Annotated in this window: 24 protein-coding genes and 1 pseudogene; 16 read left to right on the forward strand and 9 right to left on the reverse strand. The window is 37.9% G+C overall.

The genetic code is table 11. The features are described 5' to 3' along the window. Positions 1-161: 161 nt before the first annotated feature. The 4 genes and pseudogenes from CZ794_RS02025 to CZ794_RS02040 all read left to right on the forward strand — a co-directional run bounded on the left by CZ794_RS02025 (position 162) and on the right by CZ794_RS02040 (position 1,371). A complete protein-coding gene (locus CZ794_RS02025) occupies positions 162-422 on the forward strand; it encodes a hypothetical protein (RefSeq protein WP_068039633.1) in 261 nt (86 codons plus the stop codon). A gap of 103 nt (positions 423-525) precedes the next feature. Further along, positions 526-726: a type II toxin-antitoxin system RelB/DinJ family antitoxin gene (locus CZ794_RS02030; protein ID WP_068330392.1), complete on the forward strand. Its 201-nt coding sequence runs from the start codon at positions 526-528 to the stop codon at positions 724-726. After that, positions 723-887 (forward strand): annotated as a pseudogene (locus tag CZ794_RS02035) (BrnT family toxin); the annotation flags it as partial. The gene CZ794_RS02030 and the pseudogene CZ794_RS02035, both read left to right, overlap by 4 nt. Before the next feature lie 187 nt (positions 888-1,074). Then, positions 1,075-1,371: a hypothetical protein gene (locus CZ794_RS02040; protein WP_179207223.1), complete on the forward strand. Its 297-nt coding sequence runs from the start codon at positions 1,075-1,077 to the stop codon at positions 1,369-1,371. Between the two features lie 18 nt (positions 1,372-1,389). Here the strand turns inward: CZ794_RS02040 and CZ794_RS02045 are convergent, their stop codons facing one another. Then, positions 1,390-1,899 (reverse strand): hypothetical protein, encoded by a 510-nt coding sequence (locus CZ794_RS02045; protein ID WP_087039980.1) that lies wholly within the window; start codon positions 1,897-1,899, stop codon positions 1,390-1,392. A 220-nt stretch (positions 1,900-2,119) separates the two neighbouring features. Between CZ794_RS02045 and CZ794_RS02050 the strand changes: the two genes are divergently transcribed. Then, positions 2,120-2,389, forward strand: coding sequence for an excalibur calcium-binding domain-containing protein (locus CZ794_RS02050; protein ID WP_218778293.1), 270 nt, complete (start codon positions 2,120-2,122; stop codon positions 2,387-2,389). Continuing rightward, on the forward strand, positions 2,374-2,769 hold the full coding sequence (locus CZ794_RS02055; protein WP_087039996.1) for a hypothetical protein: 396 nt from the start codon (positions 2,374-2,376) through the stop codon (positions 2,767-2,769). Before CZ794_RS02050 ends, CZ794_RS02055 begins: the two co-directional genes overlap by 16 nt. A 203-nt stretch (positions 2,770-2,972) precedes the next feature. Here the strand turns inward: CZ794_RS02055 and CZ794_RS02060 are convergent, their stop codons facing one another. Further along, positions 2,973-3,491: an HPP family protein gene (locus tag CZ794_RS02060; RefSeq protein ID WP_087039981.1), complete on the reverse strand. Its 519-nt coding sequence runs from the start codon at positions 3,489-3,491 to the stop codon at positions 2,973-2,975. Between the two features lie 138 nt (positions 3,492-3,629). Between CZ794_RS02060 and CZ794_RS02065 the strand changes: the two genes are divergently transcribed. Further along, entirely contained in the window at positions 3,630-4,181 is a 552-nt protein-coding gene (locus tag CZ794_RS02065; RefSeq protein ID WP_087039982.1) for a TetR/AcrR family transcriptional regulator, read from the forward strand. Positions 4,182-4,345: 164 nt separating this feature from the next. Here CZ794_RS02065 and CZ794_RS02070 read toward each other — a convergent pair whose 3' ends face one another. From CZ794_RS02070 to CZ794_RS02085, 4 genes are all read right to left on the reverse strand, one after another. Then, positions 4,346-5,554, reverse strand: a complete 1,209-nt coding sequence (locus CZ794_RS02070) for an alpha-hydroxy acid oxidase (protein WP_062846045.1) — start codon at positions 5,552-5,554, stop codon at positions 4,346-4,348. A 131-nt stretch (positions 5,555-5,685) separates the two neighbouring features. Next, positions 5,686-7,446, reverse strand: coding sequence for an L-lactate permease (locus tag CZ794_RS02075; protein WP_087039983.1), 1,761 nt, complete (start codon positions 7,444-7,446; stop codon positions 5,686-5,688). A 499-nt stretch (positions 7,447-7,945) separates the two neighbouring features. Further along, positions 7,946-8,875: a replication initiation protein RepM gene (gene repM / locus CZ794_RS02080; RefSeq protein WP_068039598.1), complete on the reverse strand. Its 930-nt coding sequence runs from the start codon at positions 8,873-8,875 to the stop codon at positions 7,946-7,948. Positions 8,876-9,480: 605 nt separating this feature from the next. Continuing rightward, positions 9,481-9,855, reverse strand: coding sequence for a hypothetical protein (locus CZ794_RS02085; protein WP_087039984.1), 375 nt, complete (start codon positions 9,853-9,855; stop codon positions 9,481-9,483). Between the two features lie 471 nt (positions 9,856-10,326). On the opposite strand from CZ794_RS02085, the gene CZ794_RS02090 reads away from it, so the two are divergent. The 5 genes from CZ794_RS02090 to CZ794_RS02110 all read left to right on the forward strand — a co-directional run bounded on the left by CZ794_RS02090 (position 10,327) and on the right by CZ794_RS02110 (position 11,924). Further along, positions 10,327-10,728, forward strand: a complete 402-nt coding sequence (locus tag CZ794_RS02090) for a hypothetical protein (RefSeq protein ID WP_087039985.1) — start codon at positions 10,327-10,329, stop codon at positions 10,726-10,728. Positions 10,729-10,795: 67 nt separating this feature from the next. Beyond that, complete coding sequence (locus CZ794_RS02095) at positions 10,796-11,056, forward strand: hypothetical protein (RefSeq protein WP_087039986.1); 261 nt, start codon at positions 10,796-10,798, stop codon at positions 11,054-11,056. A 103-nt stretch (positions 11,057-11,159) separates the two neighbouring features. Then, positions 11,160-11,360, forward strand: a complete 201-nt coding sequence (locus CZ794_RS02100) for a type II toxin-antitoxin system RelB/DinJ family antitoxin (RefSeq protein ID WP_087039987.1) — start codon at positions 11,160-11,162, stop codon at positions 11,358-11,360. Beyond that, on the forward strand, positions 11,357-11,641 hold the full coding sequence (locus CZ794_RS02105) for a BrnT family toxin (protein WP_179207224.1): 285 nt from the start codon (positions 11,357-11,359) through the stop codon (positions 11,639-11,641). The genes CZ794_RS02100 and CZ794_RS02105 overlap by 4 nt, the downstream gene beginning before the upstream one ends. Next, complete coding sequence (locus CZ794_RS02110) at positions 11,628-11,924, forward strand: hypothetical protein (RefSeq protein ID WP_256958836.1); 297 nt, start codon at positions 11,628-11,630, stop codon at positions 11,922-11,924. Before CZ794_RS02105 ends, CZ794_RS02110 begins: the two co-directional genes overlap by 14 nt. Positions 11,925-11,942: 18 nt before the next feature. Here CZ794_RS02110 and CZ794_RS02115 read toward each other — a convergent pair whose 3' ends face one another. Continuing rightward, positions 11,943-12,452 carry a hypothetical protein gene (locus tag CZ794_RS02115; protein WP_087039988.1) on the reverse strand — a complete coding sequence of 170 codons (510 nt, stop codon included), beginning with the start codon at positions 12,450-12,452 and terminating at the stop codon, positions 11,943-11,945. A 284-nt stretch (positions 12,453-12,736) separates the two neighbouring features. On the opposite strand from CZ794_RS02115, the gene CZ794_RS02120 reads away from it, so the two are divergent. From CZ794_RS02120 to CZ794_RS02130, 3 genes are all read left to right on the forward strand, one after another. Further along, positions 12,737-15,949, forward strand: a complete 3,213-nt coding sequence (locus tag CZ794_RS02120; protein WP_087039989.1) for an Eco57I restriction-modification methylase domain-containing protein — start codon at positions 12,737-12,739, stop codon at positions 15,947-15,949. 162 nt (positions 15,950-16,111) lie between these two features. Continuing rightward, positions 16,112-16,687, forward strand: a complete 576-nt coding sequence (locus CZ794_RS02125) for a hypothetical protein (RefSeq protein ID WP_087039990.1) — start codon at positions 16,112-16,114, stop codon at positions 16,685-16,687. Further along, positions 16,687-17,532: an ATP F0F1 synthase synthase gene (locus tag CZ794_RS02130; RefSeq protein ID WP_087039991.1), complete on the forward strand. Its 846-nt coding sequence runs from the start codon at positions 16,687-16,689 to the stop codon at positions 17,530-17,532. Before CZ794_RS02125 ends, CZ794_RS02130 begins: the two co-directional genes overlap by 1 nt. A 10-nt stretch (positions 17,533-17,542) precedes the next feature. Here CZ794_RS02130 and repM (CZ794_RS02135) read toward each other — a convergent pair whose 3' ends face one another. Together repM (CZ794_RS02135) and CZ794_RS02140 are read right to left on the reverse strand one after the other, a co-directional pair. After that, positions 17,543-18,487 (reverse strand): replication initiation protein RepM, encoded by a 945-nt coding sequence (gene repM, locus CZ794_RS02135; protein WP_087039992.1) that lies wholly within the window; start codon positions 18,485-18,487, stop codon positions 17,543-17,545. 622 nt (positions 18,488-19,109) lie between these two features. Then, positions 19,110-19,484 (reverse strand): hypothetical protein, encoded by a 375-nt coding sequence (locus CZ794_RS02140; RefSeq protein ID WP_087039993.1) that lies wholly within the window; start codon positions 19,482-19,484, stop codon positions 19,110-19,112. A 460-nt stretch (positions 19,485-19,944) separates the two neighbouring features. Between CZ794_RS02140 and CZ794_RS02145 the strand changes: the two genes are divergently transcribed. Beyond that, a partial coding sequence (locus CZ794_RS02145) for a hypothetical protein (RefSeq protein ID WP_087039994.1) occupies positions 19,945-20,309 on the forward strand: 365 nt, incomplete at its 3' end.

Raw genomic sequence — 20,309 nt, forward strand, 5'->3', positions numbered from 1 at the left:
TGTACAGCCCACGCATGAAGAATTAGATACGGCTATGAAGAGATTTGAAGCGAAGCTATCAAATAAAAGAAATAGATCTCTTTTTGATAAGTAAATGATTGATATTAAATAAATAAAAATTTCATAAAGGGACATTTTCCTAGTATAAAAAGGAGCAATCTATGGGTATTGAAGGTGTATCAGTAGCAAGTAACCATTTCATGATGTTTGAAGAGGCGCAACGAGAATACTACCGTCAAATGGGTCGTCTTAACACCTTTGGTTTAGAGAACGAATCTCATAGCGATAGCATACTTAAAAAGATGTTTGAGCTAAAAGATGAGGAAAGTATGCTAAGAGAATATAGCGCGAGCGAACTCTACGTCATACAAAAAGAGCTAGAACAGAAAATTGATGATTTCCTGCGTGAATTGGATGAGTAGCACGTTACTATCACTGTTCGTAAAAGACCAAAGATCTAAAATATTGAATTGACAGTACTTATTGCTTATATTAAACGTACATGAATAAGCGATAAGTAATGCTATGAGCACAACCAATTATAATATCCGTCTGGATCAAGAATTAAAAGACAAGGCGTTTTCGGTGCTTGAGGGCTACGGTTTAACGCCTTCTCAAGCGATTAAGCTGTTTTTGCATCAGGTGGCAGAAACCAATAGCATACCACTATCTTTTGATTATCAGACAATGCCTAGCACCAATATGCTTGAAGACGGTGATCAATGATTGAATTTGAATGGGATGAACAGAAAAATAGCAGTAATCAACGCAAACATGGCTTATCCTTTGAAGAAGCGGCTCGTGTATTTCTTGATCCACTCTGTTTGCGTCAGCAAGACCGATATGAGAATGGTGAAGAGCGGTGGCAAGCGCTTGGTGCAGTGAAATAATCATCAAAAAGCCTTAAAACAATACTTTTTTTAGGAATGTTTTCTCGCTTCATTTACTGTTTTCTCGCTTCATTTACTGTTTTCTTATATAACCCTGCTGCTAATACTCAAAGAGATAGGGATGGTGGTAAGGCTATTCGTATCATATCAGCACGACGTGCCACCAAGTTTGAAAGGCGGTTTTATGAACAGGGTTAGCTATAAAGCAAATGAGTTGCCGTCTTTGAGCGCTGAGCAAGAAGCCAACTTGCAACGATTGGCGATGCTCTCAGATGATGATATTGATTTGTCTGATATGCCAGAAGTCACCGACTGGTCGGGTGCGACTCGTGGTAGTGTGGTGGCAGATGATCCTATGGTTGATGCCAGTATCGTAAGTCCTAGTATCATCGCGAGATTCCAGGATAAGGCGAAAAAGACCGGCGGAAACTACCAAGATATGATTAACGATGCGCTAGAAGAGTATTTGTTAGATCATTAGTCGATAAGCTTACAACGTTTAAAATTCCCACCATCTTTTTTTCTTCTCAACCGTAGCTACGGTTGAGTTGTCTTTTTTTTCTTTCTCTTGTTCAAGTGGTGACTCGTAGTCCTGCTCAGCTTTTTTAAATTCTAGCAATCTCACTTGTGCGAAATCCTGGATACTGGCGTTGGCTTTATCCAGCGTTTTGTTGAGCTGTGCTATCTGCTGCTGATAATTCTCTATCAACCTCTTTTGATCACTCACCTGTTGGTTGAGGTGTTCATTTCTGAGCTTTTCGAGCGCTAATTGGTGTTCAGTGTCTGTATTGTACTGAACGCTTTGAGTGTTCAGAGGTGTACTTTGGACAGTGTTCACCAAACGTTCAGTACGTTTTTTAGAAATTGGCTCACCAAACACCCGCAACATCTCAGACGTGTCTATTTTCTTATCTGCGGTTCTGGATAAATCACCATCATTGACTTTCTGATAGATGGTAGTTCTTGAGACACCCCATTCTTTTGCTGCTTTCGTCACCGATATGTTCATGGTTTACCTAGTGTTCAAGTACGTTTTTAGCAAGTGTCCAGTACAACTGTACAGAACGTTCAATGAACAACTATCGCATTAACTTATCTGTGAGGCAAATCATAAATAATTTGATGTGTAAATTAGATATTTAGTCACATGGCGCTCACTTTGTTAAACAAATATAGGGTAATATTACTATCTGAAGATAGTATTGCGGATATTAAAAAGAGTCGGTTTTATGAAGAAAGTTATTCTAAGTATGGCGTTATCTATCTTTGCCCTGTCATCTCATGCAGTGGTCACTGACAATCCATTTTATAGCGATGTTGAGGTAGATCATCCGTTGTTTGCTAAAGGTGCTGGTGGTTCACAATGCAAAGGCTTGCCTCGTGTTTGTACGCAAATGGTCAGCTGTGAACAAGCCAAACTAGCACTTAAATGCGGAAACACTAAGCTAGACCGTGATAAGGACGGTGTGCCATGCGAATCAATATGTCCAGGTGGTTAATTGCGGTAGCGTCTATCGCGATTATAGGGTGCAGTTCAGGTAATAAAGATGAGATGTATGGTTCAGGCTATATCGTAGTGAATGAGCATGCATGGAATGAAAGTTACACCACCCCTTATCCATTTACAGTGCCTGAGGGTGAGATTGGGTGTGCCTCGAATCCTGCTTTTGGTCGTGAGGTGTACTTTCATCCTAAGGGTTACACTGATGAGTCTTATGTTGGTACACCGCTTAATAAATCAGCGGTGGATGGCTTAAAGCTGGGACGTTTGACGCCAAATGTACCTTATAGTGTCAAGGAGGGAGCTGATCTTAGCGAAGCCGTACAGATTGGGTTGAAGGTCTGTTATGAGCAAGAGGATGAGCTTGCAAATTATTAAGTTCGGTACCCTAGTGAGGACTTGAATCTTTGGCTGTAAGCTATTGGTATCAAAGTTTTAACTCGCTGAAATAGCCGCAGTGTACTTCATGGTGTACTTGCCATACATATTCTATTCGTGATCGGCGCGGTATACAGGCATTGAACTATAGACTAACTCTCAGAGTGTTAAGTCCCAGACAATCCCGATGCGGTTCAGGTAATTCACCACCAATAAGTCGGATACTGTTTACCTTTACCCAAATTGTTATAAATCAGCGCTACCATTACCAAAACGATTGAACCGATTAGAGTGGGTGTTATCAAAAAACTCCAATTTACTGCACCTAGCATAACTATTAAAGGGTTAGACCCAGCAGGCGGATGAGGCATTCTAAATATCAGCATTAGCGCAATGGCAGTGCCAACAGCAGTTGCCATACTCCACCAGTGAATACCAAATAACGTCATGAATACCAGTCCTGTAAAAGTCGCAATAACATGCCCACCTATAACATTTCTCGGCTGGGCAAAAGGGCTAGTAGGATAGGCAAATATTAGTAAACAACTTGCGCCAAACGATCCTAAAATCATAATAAGTTCTATTGAGCTTCCTAATATAGCAAGCGTTGCAGTGGCAATGGTGCCACCTAGCCAAGCCACTGCTATCATCGATGAAGGTAATCTCTTCGGACATTCGTTGACTTGACCGCTTAACTTATGCCAATTAAAGAATGAATGCATACTTACTCCTATCATAAATAAAAAATAAAAAGGTATAATTACAAATATACTGTTCGGTATACATTCCAAGTATACCGAACAGTATATAAAAATACTATTATTGTTATTCACTGCATAAAAATAACAGGAGCAGAACCAATGGAATTGCGAGATACTATTCTACAAAAAAGTTATGAGCTCTTTTATAAGCAAGGCTTTCACGACAGTGGAGTAGAGCTTCTAGCAAAGCGATCAGGGACTACCAAGCGGACTTTGTATGCTCATTTTGGTAGTAAAGAAGGCTTGATTGAGGAGGCGCTTAAATATCGTCATCAGATGTTTATGACTCAATTAGAAAATGACTTTGATGATTTTGAGATTGAGAAAGTAGCAGATGTTGCCACTTGCTACTTAAACTTCCTCAAGAACTGGACGTTATCAGAGGATTTTTATGGTTGTATGTTTATCAACGCTTGCGCAGAGTATTCAGATAAACAGTCTTCACCTCATTTAATAGCCAAGCAGCATAAAACTGAGGTTAGGAAATGGCTACTTGATAATTTTGAACAGATAAGTGCGGAAAATGCTAAGCAGAAATCTGACACTTTGTTTGTATTTGGCGAAGGTATTATCGTTGCCGCACAAACGGATCAGGAGTCATTAGAGTTAAATTTAGAGTTAAATACTGATTTTTTTAAGGTTTTGGATTAAATTATATCGATACAAGTTAGGTTTTAGCGTATCAGATTCCACGATAGTACTCTGGCAGTTTCAGTGCGAAATTATGGTATACCTTAATAGAACCAGTGAAAACTGATTTCTTCTATCCAAAGTCATTTCTCATAACATTTCTTATGAGAACAATGATTCGAGAGTCACCAGCGCATAGGTGCTATATAAGGCAGAGCAGATTTGAGTTGCTCATAAGTACCATTTACCAGAATATCATCTGTTACTTCCTGAATATTAGTATGACCACAGAATGCCATGCTGATATCACATTCTTTATAAATGATCTCAAGCGCACGACGTACACCATCTTCGCCATAAGCACCAAGTCCGTAAAGAAACGCGCGGCCAATAAGTGTGCCTTTGGCACCCAATGAGATTGCTTTTAAGACATCTTGACCAGAGCGGATACCGCTGTCTAACCATACTTCGATATCACTATTCTCAGCATGAACCGCTTGTATAATATCACTTAGCGCAGCAATAGAAGATGGTGCACCATCTAATTGACGCCCACCATGATTCGAAACCACCAGTGCATCAGCCCCACTACGTGCGGCCATGATCGCATCTTCAGGCTCCATAATGCCTTTTATAATGAGCTTACCGCCCCACATATCTTTGATGCGCGCGACATCATCCCAGCTAAGTGCAGGATCAAATTGCTCTGCCGTCCACGCTGATAAAGAAGAGATGTCTTCGACATTTTTAGCATGACCGACAATATTACCAAAAGTACGCCGTTTAGTACCCAGCATATTCATGCACCATTGCGGTTTGGTCATTAAGTTTAAAATATTGGCAAGCGTTGGTTTAGGGGGTGCAGAAAGACCATTTTTAATGTCTTTATGACGTTGCCCTAATACTTGTAAATCGGCGGTCAAGATAAGCGCTGAACAATTGGCTTCTTTGGCACGGCGAATTAGGTTGGCTATAAATTCCTGATCGCGCATCATATACAGCTGAAACCAAAACGGTGCACTAGTATGCGTCGCCACATCTTCAATAGAACAAATACTCATAGTCGATAGCGAAAACGGTACACCAAATTTCTCAGCCGCGCGCGCCGCATGAATCTCACCATCTGCCCACATCATACCCGTGAAGCCTGTTGGCGCGATCGCTACGGGCATATTGACAGGCATCCCCAGCATTTCAGTAGCAAGCGATCGTCCTTCCATATTGATCATCACACGCTGGCGCAGCTTTATACGGTCAAAGTCAGTCTCATTATTATGATAGGTGGTCTCAGTCCATGAACCGGAGTCGACATAATCATAAAACATACGGGGTACTTTACGTTCAGCGACTTGGCGCAAGTCTTCAATATTTGTAATTTTGCTTAAATCTTTCACGGGGTTTTCCTTGATAACTATTTAGTAATTGTAATGTAGTCACTGTAACTAACCATTCTGAATCTAATATAGATAATACAATGGCGTCAGAATGATGAGTTCATAGGATTTTTTAGTGTAGCTATTAAATATTAATTAATTGCCTTTTTTCTACTGGTCAGCGACATTAGTACAAAAAATACTATTGGCCAAATGATAGCCAAAATCCACCACCAAAAATCACCAAAAATGATACCCATACCAATCAATCCAGCTTGAATGACGTAGTAAATCATGGCGAGCAAGGTTTTTCGAATGACGTAGCCTTCTTTATCTATTAACCCGACCACTGCACACGCGGCAACCACGTTATGTACTGAAATCATATTACCCGCTGCACCGCCCACTGCTTGAAGTGCTACTACTTGTGCAGCATGGCTGCTATCAAGGCCAATTTGGCTGGCAGTTGACCACTGAAAATAAGAAAACATCATATTACTGATGGTATTGGAACCTGCAATGAACGCACCCATTGCGCCAATCCATGGCGAGACTAGCGGCCATGCATTTTGAAACGCCCCAGCCGCACTTTCAGCCAATAATATCGGCATGGCTGGTAGCGAAGTGGCGACATCGGCGGCTGAACCTGAATTAATAAATACTTGTACCATCGGCACCGAAAACAATAAAGCTGGCGCTGCCGCAATCATAGTTTTTGCTGAATTAATCCAACTACGTTTTACCGCTTGTCTGTTCATTTTAAACAGCAATATACACAGTAATGAAGTAATAATTAAAATAGTACCCGGAGAATAAGCGAGTTGTATTTTACTAGAAATAGTCGTACCAAAAAGATTGGCAAGGTTAATCGTTGTGAAGTCCCCTACCAAAAAGTTTTTCAGCGGTGTCACAACCCGAGATACAATTAATAGCCCAATAACAATAATATAAGGAGAAAATGCCCTTATTAAAGTAAACTTTGGTGCTATTGAATCATCATATTGTTCTTCGTCCAAAGTACCTAGCCAATCTTTGTCCCAGTCGTCTCGGGGTGCAAAATCGAAGATATCTTTCGGCATTAAAAATCCGCGCTTTGCCGCAGGAAGTACAATCAGTAAACCGATAAAACCGCCTACTAATGATGGAAACTCAGGACCTAGGTATTTAGCCACCAAAAAGTAGGGAATGGTAAAGCTGAGACCGGCAAAGAGTGCAAAAGGCCACACTTTGAGCCCTTCGATAAAAGAGCGTTTTTCGCCAAAAAATCGCGTCAAAAATGCACTTAAAATTAGCGGAATTAAAAAGCCTACTAATGCATGTAACAGCCCGATATTAGCGGTAATTTGTAAGAGATAATTTTCAGCAGAGGTCGGCGCAATAGACTGAGCTAGATCTTGTTTATCACTGATACCAGACCAAACGCCAAGTAATATCGGTGTGCCAACGGCACCAAATGACACCGGCGTAGACTGGATAATCAACATGACCATAACAGAAGCCATTGCTGGGAAACCTAGCGCCAATAATAGTGGAGTACCGATAGCAGATGGCGTACCAAATCCTGATGAGCCCTCCACCAATGAGCAGAATAACCACGCCACAATGATTGCTTGAACGCGTCTGTCAGGCGAGATATCCATAAAACCTTTACGAATGGCGATGATGGCACCACTTTCTTTTAAGGTATTGAGTAACAAGATAGCCGCAAATACGATGAATAAAATCGTGAGCGCTACAATAATACCGTTAATAGTGGCAGCAGCGACTTGAGCGCCACTAGCATGCCAAACGAAAAAAGCTAGCAATGCCGTTGCAAGATAAGCTGCGCTCATAGATATTTTTGCCGGTAGCCGCAGGACTACAAGTAACAAGAAAACGACAAGAATAGGCGCTAAAGCCAAAAAGGTATACATTATAACAATCCTTGTTGATAAGTGTACCAGCCAATTATTTTATTAAGCTGGAATCACTAAACCTGAAGTTATGCCAAAGTCTTTTTAGCTTTTAAATAACATATTATTATTTGACTTCAACAGTCCTCTGTTTTTATATTTTTACGAACATAAGAATATCTTTAAGTTATCGAGATTCGATAGTTCTTCTGTATTTAATATGGTAAATTGCTTGGACAGCCAAAATAGCAAAAGTTGACAAATTATACTAGTAAATAAATATAGATCAAAAAATTAAAAGTTATGACGATCTTGATCAGCGAGTCTTTGATTATAATCTCGATGATTACAGTAATGAGCCCTATCGTCGATTGCTCTCGTTAATCCTGCATAAAATAAAAGCCACCAATCTCTATATATAAAGTAAGGGGCTTGATAGCGAGGCTAAAAAAAGATGAGCTACAACTGAAAATTTAAGTCCTCACTAGGGAACCGAACCGATCAAACGCACTCATAAGCCCTAGTAATCAAGATACTCTCTGATAGGACGCTTCTTAAACTGTGAAGCATCTTTTTTGAGACGATTAATCATTTCAAACTCCCACGCCTTAGGGTCTTGTCCTGCTGGACTAGTAGAGCTAACCAAGTGGTTATAATCAGCAATGAACTGCTTGTTACGTGTGATACGCCCCAGCTGCTTATCGTTCAATCCTTCAACGGTAAACATATCGCTTTTATCAGTCTCAATTTTCGCAGTAATTTTTACTTTATCTTTCTTTACCTTGAACTTAAATGTAAAGCCTGTAATGGCACGTCCTTGCTTGTGCTGTTCATATTCAGCAGTAATATCAGTGTGTTGATTGATTTGAGTGATTGCCAAATCTAAAACCCGTCTTTTGAAAGCCTCTAACCTAGAATATTCATCAATTAAGCCTAAGTTATTGCGTAACTCTTCAAGGGTTATCGTAACTTTCCCAACACTTCTCCAGCTTACTAAAATCTCATATAGCCTTGTTGCATAGGTATTTAGACTTTTCACCTGCTCAAGCTCATAGCTGGTGAAATTCTTTTCCAAACGAGTAATGAGAGGCACTACTTCAGGAGCAAAGCGTAATTTCACTACTCCTGCCCCTTCGACATAAGAAATACCACTTACCCAACGCACTACCCTTTTTTCAGGTTTATTACGTTTTTCATCATGTACAGTGTAAGTTACCTGTCTATTAAAAAGGGTTTGTGTAGCTTCTGAAAGCATGGAATAAGCATTGTTTACATCAATATCGAAACGATCTGCGTAATGCTGAGCATGGACTTCTAAAAACGTGTCTGTATCAATACCTTGCCCCGTTTCTCTAGCTTCAACGATTGCAAGCAACATTATTCTTTGCTCAACTAAGCCAAGCGAGTAACTAGCGTTAATCAATGAGTTATCTTTAACAACTAACTTCATAGAAACCTCTAAATTTTATATTCATTAGATAGTCACATACAAAACCCGAATAAGCAACAATTAATAATTAGTTGCTTTAATCAGGGTAAACGTTGCTTTATAGCAGGGTAAACGTTGCTTTATAGCAGGGTAAACGTTGCTTTATGAGCAATGAAAGCCCCTAATAACAAGGCTTTCAGAGGACGTAAAAGCTTTTAAAAGTATTTAAAAACATTAAAAACCTTTTTGGTTATTAATAATTAGAATGACAAAAGAAAAAGCCGGTAAATATAGCAATCCATTCAATACTAGTAATTTCAAATAATTTAAAAAGAGAGATCAAAACCCTAGTCAAATAGAGATAATAACAGCCTGTTAAGCTCCCTATGAGGTTCTAAGTATCGTTTGGTACAGTTGCTAGGTAAAATTTTTTTAACCTACTTAGACGGCTTATATGAGCTTATACAGTCCCATGGTTGTTCCTATCAACTAACATCTTCGGAAGATCGTTAGAATCACAGTAGTTTTTATGACTGTCCCACTAAGGATCAATCTCTGATCATCAAATGACTTCTCAAAAAAAAGCCCTTGTATCAGCTGATACAAGGGCAATATACATTTAATTATTAATCCAAACTATTGTGTGCCTTTATCCCAGCTTTGTTAACCAGTTTTTGAGCATTGGATACTTTGTTAGGTGCTGCCACCTCTCTTAATATTAATAACGATTCTAGCACTATCGGCATCAAAGCCTTGACCATATCATTCTGATTTGAGCTGCTCTCTATTGCCTTTATATCGTCGTCGTCCGACTGTAATAAGTATAGAATCTCACTAATATCTCCTTTCATAAACTTAAGATCTTCAAGAAAGCTATTGGTATCTGATTCCAATTTTTTCTTTAAGTAGCCACCAGGAGACTGCCCTGCCTCAGCTGCTATCGCTTCTAGTTTTAGGTAGACTTCAGGCTTTAATCTAAATGATACGGTAGGGGTGCTCATGATTATCCTTGTTTACAAATTGTAGACAACAATATATCATATAAATCAAAAACTTAAATCAATTCTGTTTGCACTTTGCATGCAGAAAAAAGCGTCTTAAATCAGGTAAGTTACTGATTTAAGACGCTTTTTTTCATCCCTTTAGGGTGCGTAAGGTGTAGTCATTAAATTGAATAATTTAATGACCAAAAAGCAGGTAGAAAAATCGGTTATTTTCTACCTGTAGTAAGCCTTTTTAGCTAAAAAGGCTTATAAGGGCGTTACGTTAGTAAATCGTTAGTAAAAAGTTAGCAAACCGTTAGTTAAATATGAGCAATTTATGAGCAATTAATGTATGATTGATTAAAAGTTAGCAAATCGTTAGTAAAAAGTTAGCAAAAGAGTAGTAAATCGTTAGTTAAATATGAGCAATTTATGAGCGTTTTTATAATTGAGATAATTGACTTCAGAAATAGATGGAGATAGGAATTTATGGCTAAGAGAACAAAGTTTTCCAAATTTCGTGATCTTTATGAGGTGATCGAAGAGCTGGCTGTTTCATATACCTATGAAGGTGTGGTTGAGATATTAGCTGAGCGCTATGACCTCATTCTAACGACTGGCACACTGACCAATTATCTTTATCGCTATAGAAAAGAATCAAAGGAATTGTCTGTCGCTACAGATAATTCTAGCAGTAAGGTTGAGGCTGAGCCCGAGGTAAGAAAACAAATTTTTGTTGACCTGTATTCTAATGACCCAAACCAAGAAAGCAATACAGATGTTAGTGATGAGTCCTATGTACAGCCCACGCATGAAGAATTAGATACGGCTATGAAGAGATTTGAAGCGAAGCTGGCAAATAAAAGAAATAGATCTCTTCTTGATAGGTGAGTTATTGATAGTAAATAAATAAAAATTTCATAAAGGGACATTTTCCTAGTGTAAAAAGGAGTGATTTATGAGTATTGAAGGTATATCAGTAGCAAGTAACCATTTTATGATGTTTGAAGAGGCGCAACGAGAATACTACCGTCAAATGGGGCGTCTTAACACCTTTGGTTTAGAGAACGAAGCTCATAGCGACAGCATACGTAAAAAGATGTTTGAGCTAAAAGATGAGGAACGTTTGCTAAGAGAATGTAGCGCGAGCGAACTCTACGTCATACAAAAACAGCTAAAACAGAAAATTGATGATTTCCTGCGTGGATTAGATGGGTAGCGCGTTACTATCACTATTGTGAAAGACCAAAACCCTAAAATTATTGAATTAGCATTACTTATCGCTTATATTAAATGTACATAAATAAGCGATAAGTAATGCTATGAGCACAACCAATTATAATATTCGTTTGGATCAAGAGCTAAAAGACAAGGCGTTTTCGGTATTAGAGGGCTATGGTTTAACGCCTTCTCAGGCGATTAAGTTATTTTTGCATCAGGTAGCCGAAACCAATAGCATACCGCTGACTTTTGATTATCAGGCAATGCCTAGCACCAATACGCTTGAGAACGGTGAACAATGATTGAATTTGAGTGGGATGAACAGAAAAATAGCAGTAATAGACGCAAACATGGCTTATCCTTTGAAGAAGCAGCTCGGGTATTTCTTGATCCTTTGTGTTTGCGTCAGCAAGACCGATATGAAAATGGTGAAGAACGGTGGCAAGCGCTTGGCGCGGTGAATGGGGTGGCGGTATTACTGGTCGCTCATACTCAAAGAGATAGTGAGGGTGGTGAGGTTATTCGTATCATATCAGCACGACGTGCCACTAAGGCTGAAAGGAGGTTCTATGAACAAGGTTAGCTATAAAGCAAATGAATTGCCGTCTTTAAGCGCTGAGCAAGAAGCCAATTTGCAACGATTGGCAATGCTTTCAGATGAGGATGTTGATTTGTCTGATATTCCTGAAGTCACGGACTGGTCGGGCGCGACCCGTGGAGGCATAGTGTCATCTGATTCTATGGTCGGTGCCAGTATCGTGAGTCCTAGTATCATTGCTAGATTCCAGGATAAGGCGAAGAAGACCGGTGGAAACTACCAAGATATGATTAACGACGCGCTAGAAGAGTATCTGTTAGATCATTAGTCGATAAAATCACAAAGTCTAAAACTCCCACCATTTTTTCCTTTTTTCAACCGTAGCTACGGTTGAGTTGTCTGTTTTTTCTTTCTCTTGTTCAAGTGGCGGCTCATAGCCCTGCTCAGATTTTTTAAATTCTAGCAGTCTGACTTGCGCGAAATCCTGAATACTGGCGTTGGCTTTATCCAGCGTTTTGTTGAGCTGACTGATCTGCTGCTGATAATTCTCTATCAACTTCTTTTGATCACTCACTTGTTGGCTGAGGTGTTCATTTTTGAGCTTTTCAAGCGCTAATTGGTGTTCAATGTCTGTACTGTACTGAACATTCTGACTGTTCAGAGGTGTACTTTGGACAGTGTTCACTGAACGTTCAGTACGTTTTTTAGAAATTGGCTCACCAAACACGCGCAACATTTCTGAAACGTCTATTTTCTTGTCTGCGGTTCTGGATAGCTCACCATCATTGACTTTCTGATAAATGGTCGTTCTTGATACACCCCATTCTTTTGCTGCTTTCGTCACTGATATGTTCATTGTTCACCTAGTGTTCAAGTACGTTTTTAGAAACTGTACAGTACAACTGTCCAGAACGTTCAGTGAATAACTATGGCATTGTCTTATGTATTAGGCAAATTGGATATTTAGGTCATTTTGTTTGGATCCACTAAGCTTTACCTAACTCTTAATGATTCTTAGGACTGTTAACAAGTAGCTGTTACTATATGTCCATTATCATATCTAGTTTTAAAGGCTTGGGTTAGATACTCCCGAAGAACCTATATAACATAATTTTTTGTATTAAGTAGAGTGGAAAACAAATGGATCAATCAGTAATCAATGCTTTCAACCAAATTAACGAAAGACGAATGAAGCCTTGGGTTGGAGAAGAAGAAGTCCGAATCATATGGGTTAAGGCAATAGAAGAAGCAACGGGGCTTTTATTAGAGGCTGAAAGAGGGCGTAAGGATTCAAGCCATAACCACGTTATTATTGAGTTCAAAGCACCAGGTTTATTCAAAGGTAGCAAAGATAGCCCAAAATTCAAGGAAGCTACTGAAAGTAGGCTATTGCCATATATCCTTAGAGAAGCCGAAAAAACCGGTATTCCTGTTTCTGACTTTATTGGAATAGCTGTTGATGGTGAACATATATGTTTCACTCAGGTTCGTGGCTCAGAAATTTTTTCTCAACAGCTTATACCATTCTCTCTATACGCTGTAAGTATTGTTATTGAAGCATTTAAGGCTGATACTCGACGTGCTTTGACTACAGAAAACCTGTTGAGAGATTTTGGCCATGGTTCTTCAAATGCACGAGAGTTAATGCAAAGCTTATCCGATGGATTGGCTTATGAAATCCAAAAAACTGATAATAATAAAGTGAAAATGCTGTTTGAAGAATGGCGTACGTTATATGGACAAGTCTCTGACACATCGACTCTCCTAACAGAGTCAATTTGTAGTGAAATAACATTTCTATGGAAAGGTGAGGACAAACATTCTATATCTGCAAGATTATTTGTTATACACACTTATAACTCTCTATTGATAAAGCTATTAGCAGCTGAGATCGTTTCCTCTCATGGATTAACAAGCTTTGAGTACCCAGCCCAGACTATATCTGCCCTCAAAGATGATAAAGCATTAATAAAATCCCTAGAAAAAGACATTGAAAAGTCAGCCATATTTGAGCAAGCAGGTATTAAAGGTTTTGTTGAAGAGGCTATATTTAGTTGGTATCTCGATATAGCAAAACTATCTAATAGTGAATCAGGCGGTCTAATCACTTCTCTTAGAAAAACACTGGCAGTTTTATCACTTTATCATTTAGATAAGATTAGTCGAACTAGAGATGTTTTACGTGACTTGTATCAAGGTTTAGTTCCAAGACAGCTTCGCAAATCTTTAGGTGAGTTCTATACACCTGACTGGTTAGTTGATTACACTCTAGCTAAGGCTAAAAAAAAGCCTTGGTTAGAGCAAAGAGTTTTAGATCCTACGTGCGGTTCGGGGGCTTTTCTTATTTCTTTGATACGTCAGAAAATATCTGAAGCTAAAGAAATGAAATGGAGTAATGATCAAATCCTAGAGCACATATGCTCTTCAGTTTGGGGTTTTGATCTCAATCCTTTAGCAGTCCAAACCGCACGCGTAAACTTTCTAATTGAAATTGCTGAGCTGCTACAAACCTGTAAAGGCGTAGAAATTGAATTACCTATTTTATTGGCGGATGCTATCTATTCACCAGCTCCAGACCCTAATAATAATCAGGATGTTGTTAATTATAAAATAGGCAGCCAACTGGCTAAGCTAGATATATCACTACCTTCTGAATTAGCTTTATCTCGAAAGCGCTTGGATGAGGTTTTTATTAGATTAGGTGAGGATGTAGAACTTAACCTTGATTTTATAGATGTAAAAGAAAAGCTACTCAGATATAAGCTCATTTCTAGTCAAGAAATGGTTAGTTGGGAAGAACCTTTATCTTATACCTATAATCAAATTCTTGGTTTACATCGGAAACAATGGAACGGCATATGGTTTAGGATTGTCAGGAACTTTTTCTGGTCAGCTACAGCTGGTGAGTTTGATTGTATCGTTGGAAACCCTCCTTGGGTGCGCTGGTCTAAGCTACCAGATACTTATCGTGAACGTGTAAAGCCAACTTGCGAAGATTATGGCATTTTTTCAAAAACTAAACGTCATGGAGGCAATGAGCTTGATATTTCTGCCATGATTACTTATACCGTTGCTGATAAATGGTTAGTTAATGATGGTTGCATGGCATTTGTCATAACAGGAACTCTCTTTAAAAATCCATCTTCAGCGGGATTTAGAACATTCAAACTCGAGCCAAAAGATCCTAATTCAGCTTTTCTTCAACCAATTGAAGTAGAAGATTTTAAAGCATTAAAACCATTTGAAGATGCAAGCAATCATACTGTCGTGGCAATCTTCAAAAAAACACGAGCTGAACCTAAATATCCTATTCCTTATAAAATTTGGCAAGCTGCTGAAGGGCAAAAACGTACTATCGATCCAAAGCTTAACCAAGCTGAAGTATTTAAGAAAATAGTAGCTGATAATAAGGAAGCTTTCCCTGTATCTGAGGATGGCTCTCCATGGGCAATACTCAAGATAGGAAGGTTTAGTACTATCAAATACCTATCGAATGAGTGTGATTGGACTAAAGGTAGAAAAGGCATTACGACTGACTTAAATGGGGTCTATTTTGTACCCATAATCCAGGATAATGGAGAACGTGTTGAAATTAAAAGTCGTCCTGAGGCGGGGAAGATAGATATTGGTGTAAGTAGGACTCAGTGGGTAGAGCCAGATTTGCTTTATCCTTTAATCAAAGGAGCTAGTGACTTTGAAGCCTGTTACTTAAAACTGGCAGACCCAAATTATAACAAACAAATGCTTTACACATTTGTTCCCAATACTGGGATCTCCAAAGCTGATTTTCAAAATTCTAAAGACAAATTGAATTTACAGGAGTACAAAAACACGAAAATATGGTTCGAGAATTTTAAAGATCAGTTGCTCAATAGATCAACGTTTCGTAGACAAATGAATAATGCGCCATACCAGGCTATATATAACGTGGGAGATTATACGTTTCAACCTTGGAAGGTAGTATGGCCTGAAATGTCAAAGAGCTTTTATGCTGCTGTTGCAAGCTCAATAGATATGCCAGTAAACGGAAAAAGAGTTTTTATTCCAGATCATAAAGTATATTTCTCTTCTTTTGATAGTAAAGAAATTGCTTATTATCTATGTGGACTCCTTAATACCGAAACTGTTCGTGAATGGCTTGATAGTCATAACGTATCTATACAGGTAGCTAATATTTTCAAACACCTATCGTTGCCTGAGTTCAACACATTAGATACAGAGCATATGAGACTGTCGGAATTGGTTGAACAGGTACACAATACACATAATAAAAGTGACAGATCTAAGCTGTTAATAGAGGTCTTCAGCTTGGCTGAAAACATACTGTCCAACTGGGATAACTCTTCAGAATAAAGTGGTTCTTTTAGCTAACTTAATATATACAATGGTTTTATATTGAGTTAGCTGTACCAGTAAAACAGAGTTCAAAAAACTTTCGGTTAGGGAGCACACTAGAGACTAGAGATAATTTTTATTTTAATTGGTTTATGGCGTAAACTATCAGGCGAAACCCCTATGTTATTAAACAACCTATTCCGTTTACTATTGACATTTAATGCCACGGCTTTACTCGTTATTATTTTTTTAGTACAGAAGGGCTTCACCTTACAAGACCTTTTTTCGTATTTAGATATCAGTAAATGGATGCCTACGTTTCCTAATGCTATTTCTTATATTTTATATGTATCAGTAATTTTGTTGCTAACGAAGCTTAGTATATTGGTTAGCACTAAATTAGGAAAAGATCCATTTAGATCTGGAGAGATTGTAAGTATTGAATATGCAAACAACAGCTTTCTGCCTAGCTACTTAGGTTATTTTTTCGTAGCTCTAAGTATAGGCAATTGGGAAACTCTTTGGTTTGTTTACATGCTCTTATTTGTTTTTACATTTTATTCTCAAGCTCTGTATTTCAATCCATTATTTCTGGTTTTTGGATATAACTTTTATAACGTTACTACTAAAAACGGCACAGTACTTTTTCTAATTAGTCAGAATAATTTTAAAAACCCGAAATATATAGATACTGAGGCTTATAGAATTAATAACTATACTTTTATTGAACACAATTTTATTGATAGAGGGAAATAATGGATTGTTTGTTAGCAAAGATAAAGAGGAAAAGAGCACAGCCTTATCGAAAAGTCACCTCTGATCAAGAAGTTTTTGAAGAAGTTGATATTACCACGCTAGACTGCTTACCGTATGTACCAGAACACAAGCTGGACGACGACTCTTGGTTCAAAATTGAGGATTTTGATCAGACAGATTTTTGCTTAGAACTCCTTAAAAATTGCTTTGATCCTAAAGACTATGATGAAATCAAGAAAAGTGAGTTTGTAGATATCTCTTACCTTGTTTCCGTGCAAAACGGTGATTTTTATTTTCAAAATGTCACTCCCTCTAGCTTTATACGATTGAAAACTCTTGTTTACGGAGAAGTTCCTTTTGGAGAGGTTGCTAGAGTTGTAGAAAATGACAAACAAATTATCATTAAAAAAACACCCGATGCAATATATTTATCAGGCTCTAAAACACTTTTATTTAGGGATTTATCTTCTATTACAGCAATTTTTAAAGACATAGGTATGCTGTACAAAGAGGCGACTCAAGAAGAAGTAGACGATTTTCTAAAAGAGTCCTTCATCAAGAAAGGCAAGGATTATGACTCAAAAAAGGTTTCTGCTTTAAATCGCAAACTTATAACTGTGGCTATAGAGGCTTTGTCTCAGTTAACACCTAAAGCCCGAGACGATATGTTTGTATATGTGAATGATTACTGTGCAAATGAGATAGTTTTTGATGTAAGTAATAAAGAGTTTGAAATTAACTGTGATAAGGATTTAAAAACTCTTCTATATGGTATCCACCAACGCTTCTATACAACTCCCTTTAGTAAGGAAAGGCGTTTAGCTAATTCTATAAAAGCTCTATAGGTCTGGCACTTTAGTATTCGAGATACTCTCTAATTGGACGTTTTTTAAACTGTAAAGCATCTTCCTTCAGACGATTGATCATCTCAAATTCCCATGCTTTAGGATCTTGACCTGCTGGACTGGTAGAGCTTACTAAATGATTGTAATCTGCTATAAAGCTAGGGTTGCGAGCAATACGTCCTAGTTGCTTATCGTTAAGTCCTTCAATAGTGGTCATATTGCCATTGTTAGTAATTTTAGTAGCAGTATTCTCTTTGTTTTTCTTCACTTTAAATTTGAAAGTAAAGCCAGCAATAGTACGTCCATTTTTATGTTGCTCATACTCAGCTTGAATGTCTGTATGCTTATTTATTTGATTAATGGCATGATCTAAAACTCGAGCCTTGAAGTTATTCATCTTCTTATATTGTTCAGGCTCAACACCTAACTTCCTACGTAGATCATCAACTGATATTTTGTTAGTTTTACCAACAGCTTTCCATTGCATCATCAACTCATAAAGCCTGATTGAGTATTCGCTTTGCAATTCACTAACCTGTTTTAATTCATATTCTGTGTATTGCTCACTAAGTCTTGTTATTAGCGGAATAACTGCATCTGTAAATTGCAGCTCAACCATACCAGCGTCATCGATATAGCTTATTTTTTGTACCCATCTAATGACATGGCGAGCCAGTTTTCCTGTTTTTTCATGAACATCTTCATACTCAAAATGAGCATCAAATAAGCCACTTGTAGCACTTTTTAACGCATCATATGAAGTATGCTTTTCTACCTTAAATTGTTCTTGATAGCTCTTTGCTCTAATGTTCAGAATACCTCTAGCATCAATTAATTGTTTTTGTTCTCTTGCTTCAATAATTGCTAAGAAAATAAGGCGCTGCTCGGGTATGCCAAGAGAGTAACTAGCACTGATTAATTTATTGTCTTTAGCAATTAACCGCTTATCACTCATTTCGTACTCTCCATAGTAAACAATAAACGCACTGTAACCCATAAAGCTACAAATATCAATATTTGTAGCTTTATGGGTCGATAGACGTAGCTTTATGGGTCGATAGACGTAGCTTTATGGGTCGATAGACGTAGCTTTATGGGTCGATAGACGTAGCTTTATAGAGCTCGAAACTCTTTGTTATCGAGGCTTCCGAAGGACGTAAAAGCTTTTAAAAGTATTTAAAAACATTAAAAACCTTTTTGGTTATTAATAATTAAAGTGACAAGAGAAAGAACTAGGAAATTTAGCCAACAATCGAATATGAGCAGATTCAGCTTATTTAAATAATAGGGATAAGGCCTCTAATGACACATAGATAAACCTTTCTATTTAGCTTCTCATAAGGCTCTAAGTCTCATTTGGTAATCTGCTAGCTAAATTACTCTTTAACCCTTTCAAGAGGCAAATATGGGCTTACACAGGCACTTACTTATCTATAACAACTAAACCTTATAGAAGACAGTTAGAATCTCCAGTAATCTTCATCAATATGCTACTAAGGGTTAATCCCTGATCATTGAATTACTTCTCAAAAAAAGCCCTTGTATCAGCTGATACAAGGGCAATATACATTTAATTATTAATCCAAACTATTGTGTGCCTTTATCCCAGCTTTGTTAACCAGTTTTTGAGCATTGGAAACCTTATTAGGGGCTGCTACCTCTCTTAGTATTAATAACGATTCTAGCACTATCGGCATCAAAGCCTTGACCATGTCATTCTGATTTGATGTGCTCTCTACTGCCTTTGACCCTTCATCGTCCGACTGCAATAAGTGCAAAATCTCACTAATATCTCCTTTCATAAACTGAAGGTCTTCAAGAAAGTTATTGGTATCTGCCTCCAATTTTTTCTTTAGGTAGACACCAGGAGATAATCCTTCCTCTGCTGCTATCGCTTCTAGTTTTAGGTAGACTTCAGGTTTTAATCTAAATGACACGGTAGGAGTGTACATAATTATCCTTGTTTACAAATTGTGGACAGTAATATACCATAAAAATCAGTGACTTAAATCTAATTTGTAAACATTTTGTGTACAGAAAAAAGCGTATTAAATCAGGTAAGTTGCTGATTTAATACGCTTTTTTTCATCCCAAGGGGGTGCGTATGGTGTAGTCATTAAATTGGATAATTTAATGACCAAAAAGCAGGTAGAAAAATCGGTTATTTTCTACCTGTAGTAAGCCTTTTTAGCTAAAAAGGCTTATAAGAGCGTTACGTTAGTAAATCATTAGTAAAAGGGTAGCAAATCGTTAGCTAGATATGAGCAATTTATGAGCAATTACTGTATGATTGATTAAAAGTTAGTAAATCGTTAGCAAAAGGGTAGTAAATCGTTAGTTAAATATGAGCAATTTATGAGCGATTTCATAATTGAGGTAATTGACTTCAAGAATAGATGGGGATAGGAATTTATGGCTAAAAGAACAAAATTTTCTAAATTTCGTGATCTTTATGAGGTGATCGAAGAGCTAGCTGTTTCATATACCTATGAAGGTGTGGTTGAGATATTAGCTGAGCGCCATGATCTCATTCTAACGACTGGCACACTGACCAATTATCTTTACCGCTATAGAAAAGAATCAAAGGAATTATCTGTCGCTACAGATAATTCTAGCAGTAAGGTTGAAGTTAAGCCCGAGGTAAGAAAACAAATTTTTGTTGACTTGTATTCTAATGATTCAATCCAAGAAAGTAATACAGATGGTAGTGATGAACCATCTGTACAGCCCACGCATGAAGAATTAGATACGGCTATGAAGAGATTTGAAGCGAAGCT

The organism is Psychrobacter sp. JB385 (assembly GCF_900163785.1).
Taxonomy (GTDB): domain Bacteria; phylum Pseudomonadota; class Gammaproteobacteria; order Pseudomonadales; family Moraxellaceae; genus Psychrobacter.

Bases quoted from the DNA above. Each gene is read 5' to 3' on its own strand.
- CZ794_RS02025 (WP_068039633.1), top strand. From the start codon at position 162: ATGGGTATTGAAGGTGTATCAGTAGCAAGTAACCATTTCATGATGTTT.
- CZ794_RS02030 (WP_068330392.1), top strand. From the start codon at position 526: ATGAGCACAACCAATTATAATATCCGTCTGGATCAAGAATTAAAAGAC.
- CZ794_RS02040 (WP_179207223.1), top strand. From the start codon at position 1,075: ATGAACAGGGTTAGCTATAAAGCAAATGAGTTGCCGTCTTTGAGCGCT.
- CZ794_RS02045 (WP_087039980.1), bottom strand. From the start codon at position 1,899: ATGAACATATCGGTGACGAAAGCAGCAAAAGAATGGGGTGTCTCAAGA.
- CZ794_RS02050 (WP_218778293.1), top strand. From the start codon at position 2,120: ATGAAGAAAGTTATTCTAAGTATGGCGTTATCTATCTTTGCCCTGTCA.
- CZ794_RS02055 (WP_087039996.1), top strand. From the start codon at position 2,374: ATGTCCAGGTGGTTAATTGCGGTAGCGTCTATCGCGATTATAGGGTGC.
- CZ794_RS02060 (WP_087039981.1), bottom strand. From the start codon at position 3,491: ATGCATTCATTCTTTAATTGGCATAAGTTAAGCGGTCAAGTCAACGAA.
- CZ794_RS02065 (WP_087039982.1), top strand. From the start codon at position 3,630: ATGGAATTGCGAGATACTATTCTACAAAAAAGTTATGAGCTCTTTTAT.
- CZ794_RS02075 (WP_087039983.1), bottom strand. From the start codon at position 7,446: ATGTATACCTTTTTGGCTTTAGCGCCTATTCTTGTCGTTTTCTTGTTA.
- repM (WP_068039598.1), bottom strand. From the start codon at position 8,875: ATGAAGTTAGTTGTTAAAGATAACTCATTGATTAACGCTAGTTACTCG.
- CZ794_RS02085 (WP_087039984.1), bottom strand. From the start codon at position 9,855: ATGAGCACCCCTACCGTATCATTTAGATTAAAGCCTGAAGTCTACCTA.
- CZ794_RS02090 (WP_087039985.1), top strand. From the start codon at position 10,327: ATGGCTAAGAGAACAAAGTTTTCCAAATTTCGTGATCTTTATGAGGTG.
- CZ794_RS02095 (WP_087039986.1), top strand. From the start codon at position 10,796: ATGAGTATTGAAGGTATATCAGTAGCAAGTAACCATTTTATGATGTTT.
- CZ794_RS02100 (WP_087039987.1), top strand. From the start codon at position 11,160: ATGAGCACAACCAATTATAATATTCGTTTGGATCAAGAGCTAAAAGAC.
- CZ794_RS02105 (WP_179207224.1), top strand. From the start codon at position 11,357: ATGATTGAATTTGAGTGGGATGAACAGAAAAATAGCAGTAATAGACGC.
- CZ794_RS02110 (WP_256958836.1), top strand. From the start codon at position 11,628: ATGAACAAGGTTAGCTATAAAGCAAATGAATTGCCGTCTTTAAGCGCT.
- CZ794_RS02115 (WP_087039988.1), bottom strand. From the start codon at position 12,452: ATGAACATATCAGTGACGAAAGCAGCAAAAGAATGGGGTGTATCAAGA.
- CZ794_RS02120 (WP_087039989.1), top strand. From the start codon at position 12,737: ATGGATCAATCAGTAATCAATGCTTTCAACCAAATTAACGAAAGACGA.
- CZ794_RS02125 (WP_087039990.1), top strand. From the start codon at position 16,112: ATGTTATTAAACAACCTATTCCGTTTACTATTGACATTTAATGCCACG.
- CZ794_RS02130 (WP_087039991.1), top strand. From the start codon at position 16,687: ATGGATTGTTTGTTAGCAAAGATAAAGAGGAAAAGAGCACAGCCTTAT.
- repM (WP_087039992.1), bottom strand. From the start codon at position 18,487: ATGAGTGATAAGCGGTTAATTGCTAAAGACAATAAATTAATCAGTGCT.
- CZ794_RS02140 (WP_087039993.1), bottom strand. From the start codon at position 19,484: ATGTACACTCCTACCGTGTCATTTAGATTAAAACCTGAAGTCTACCTA.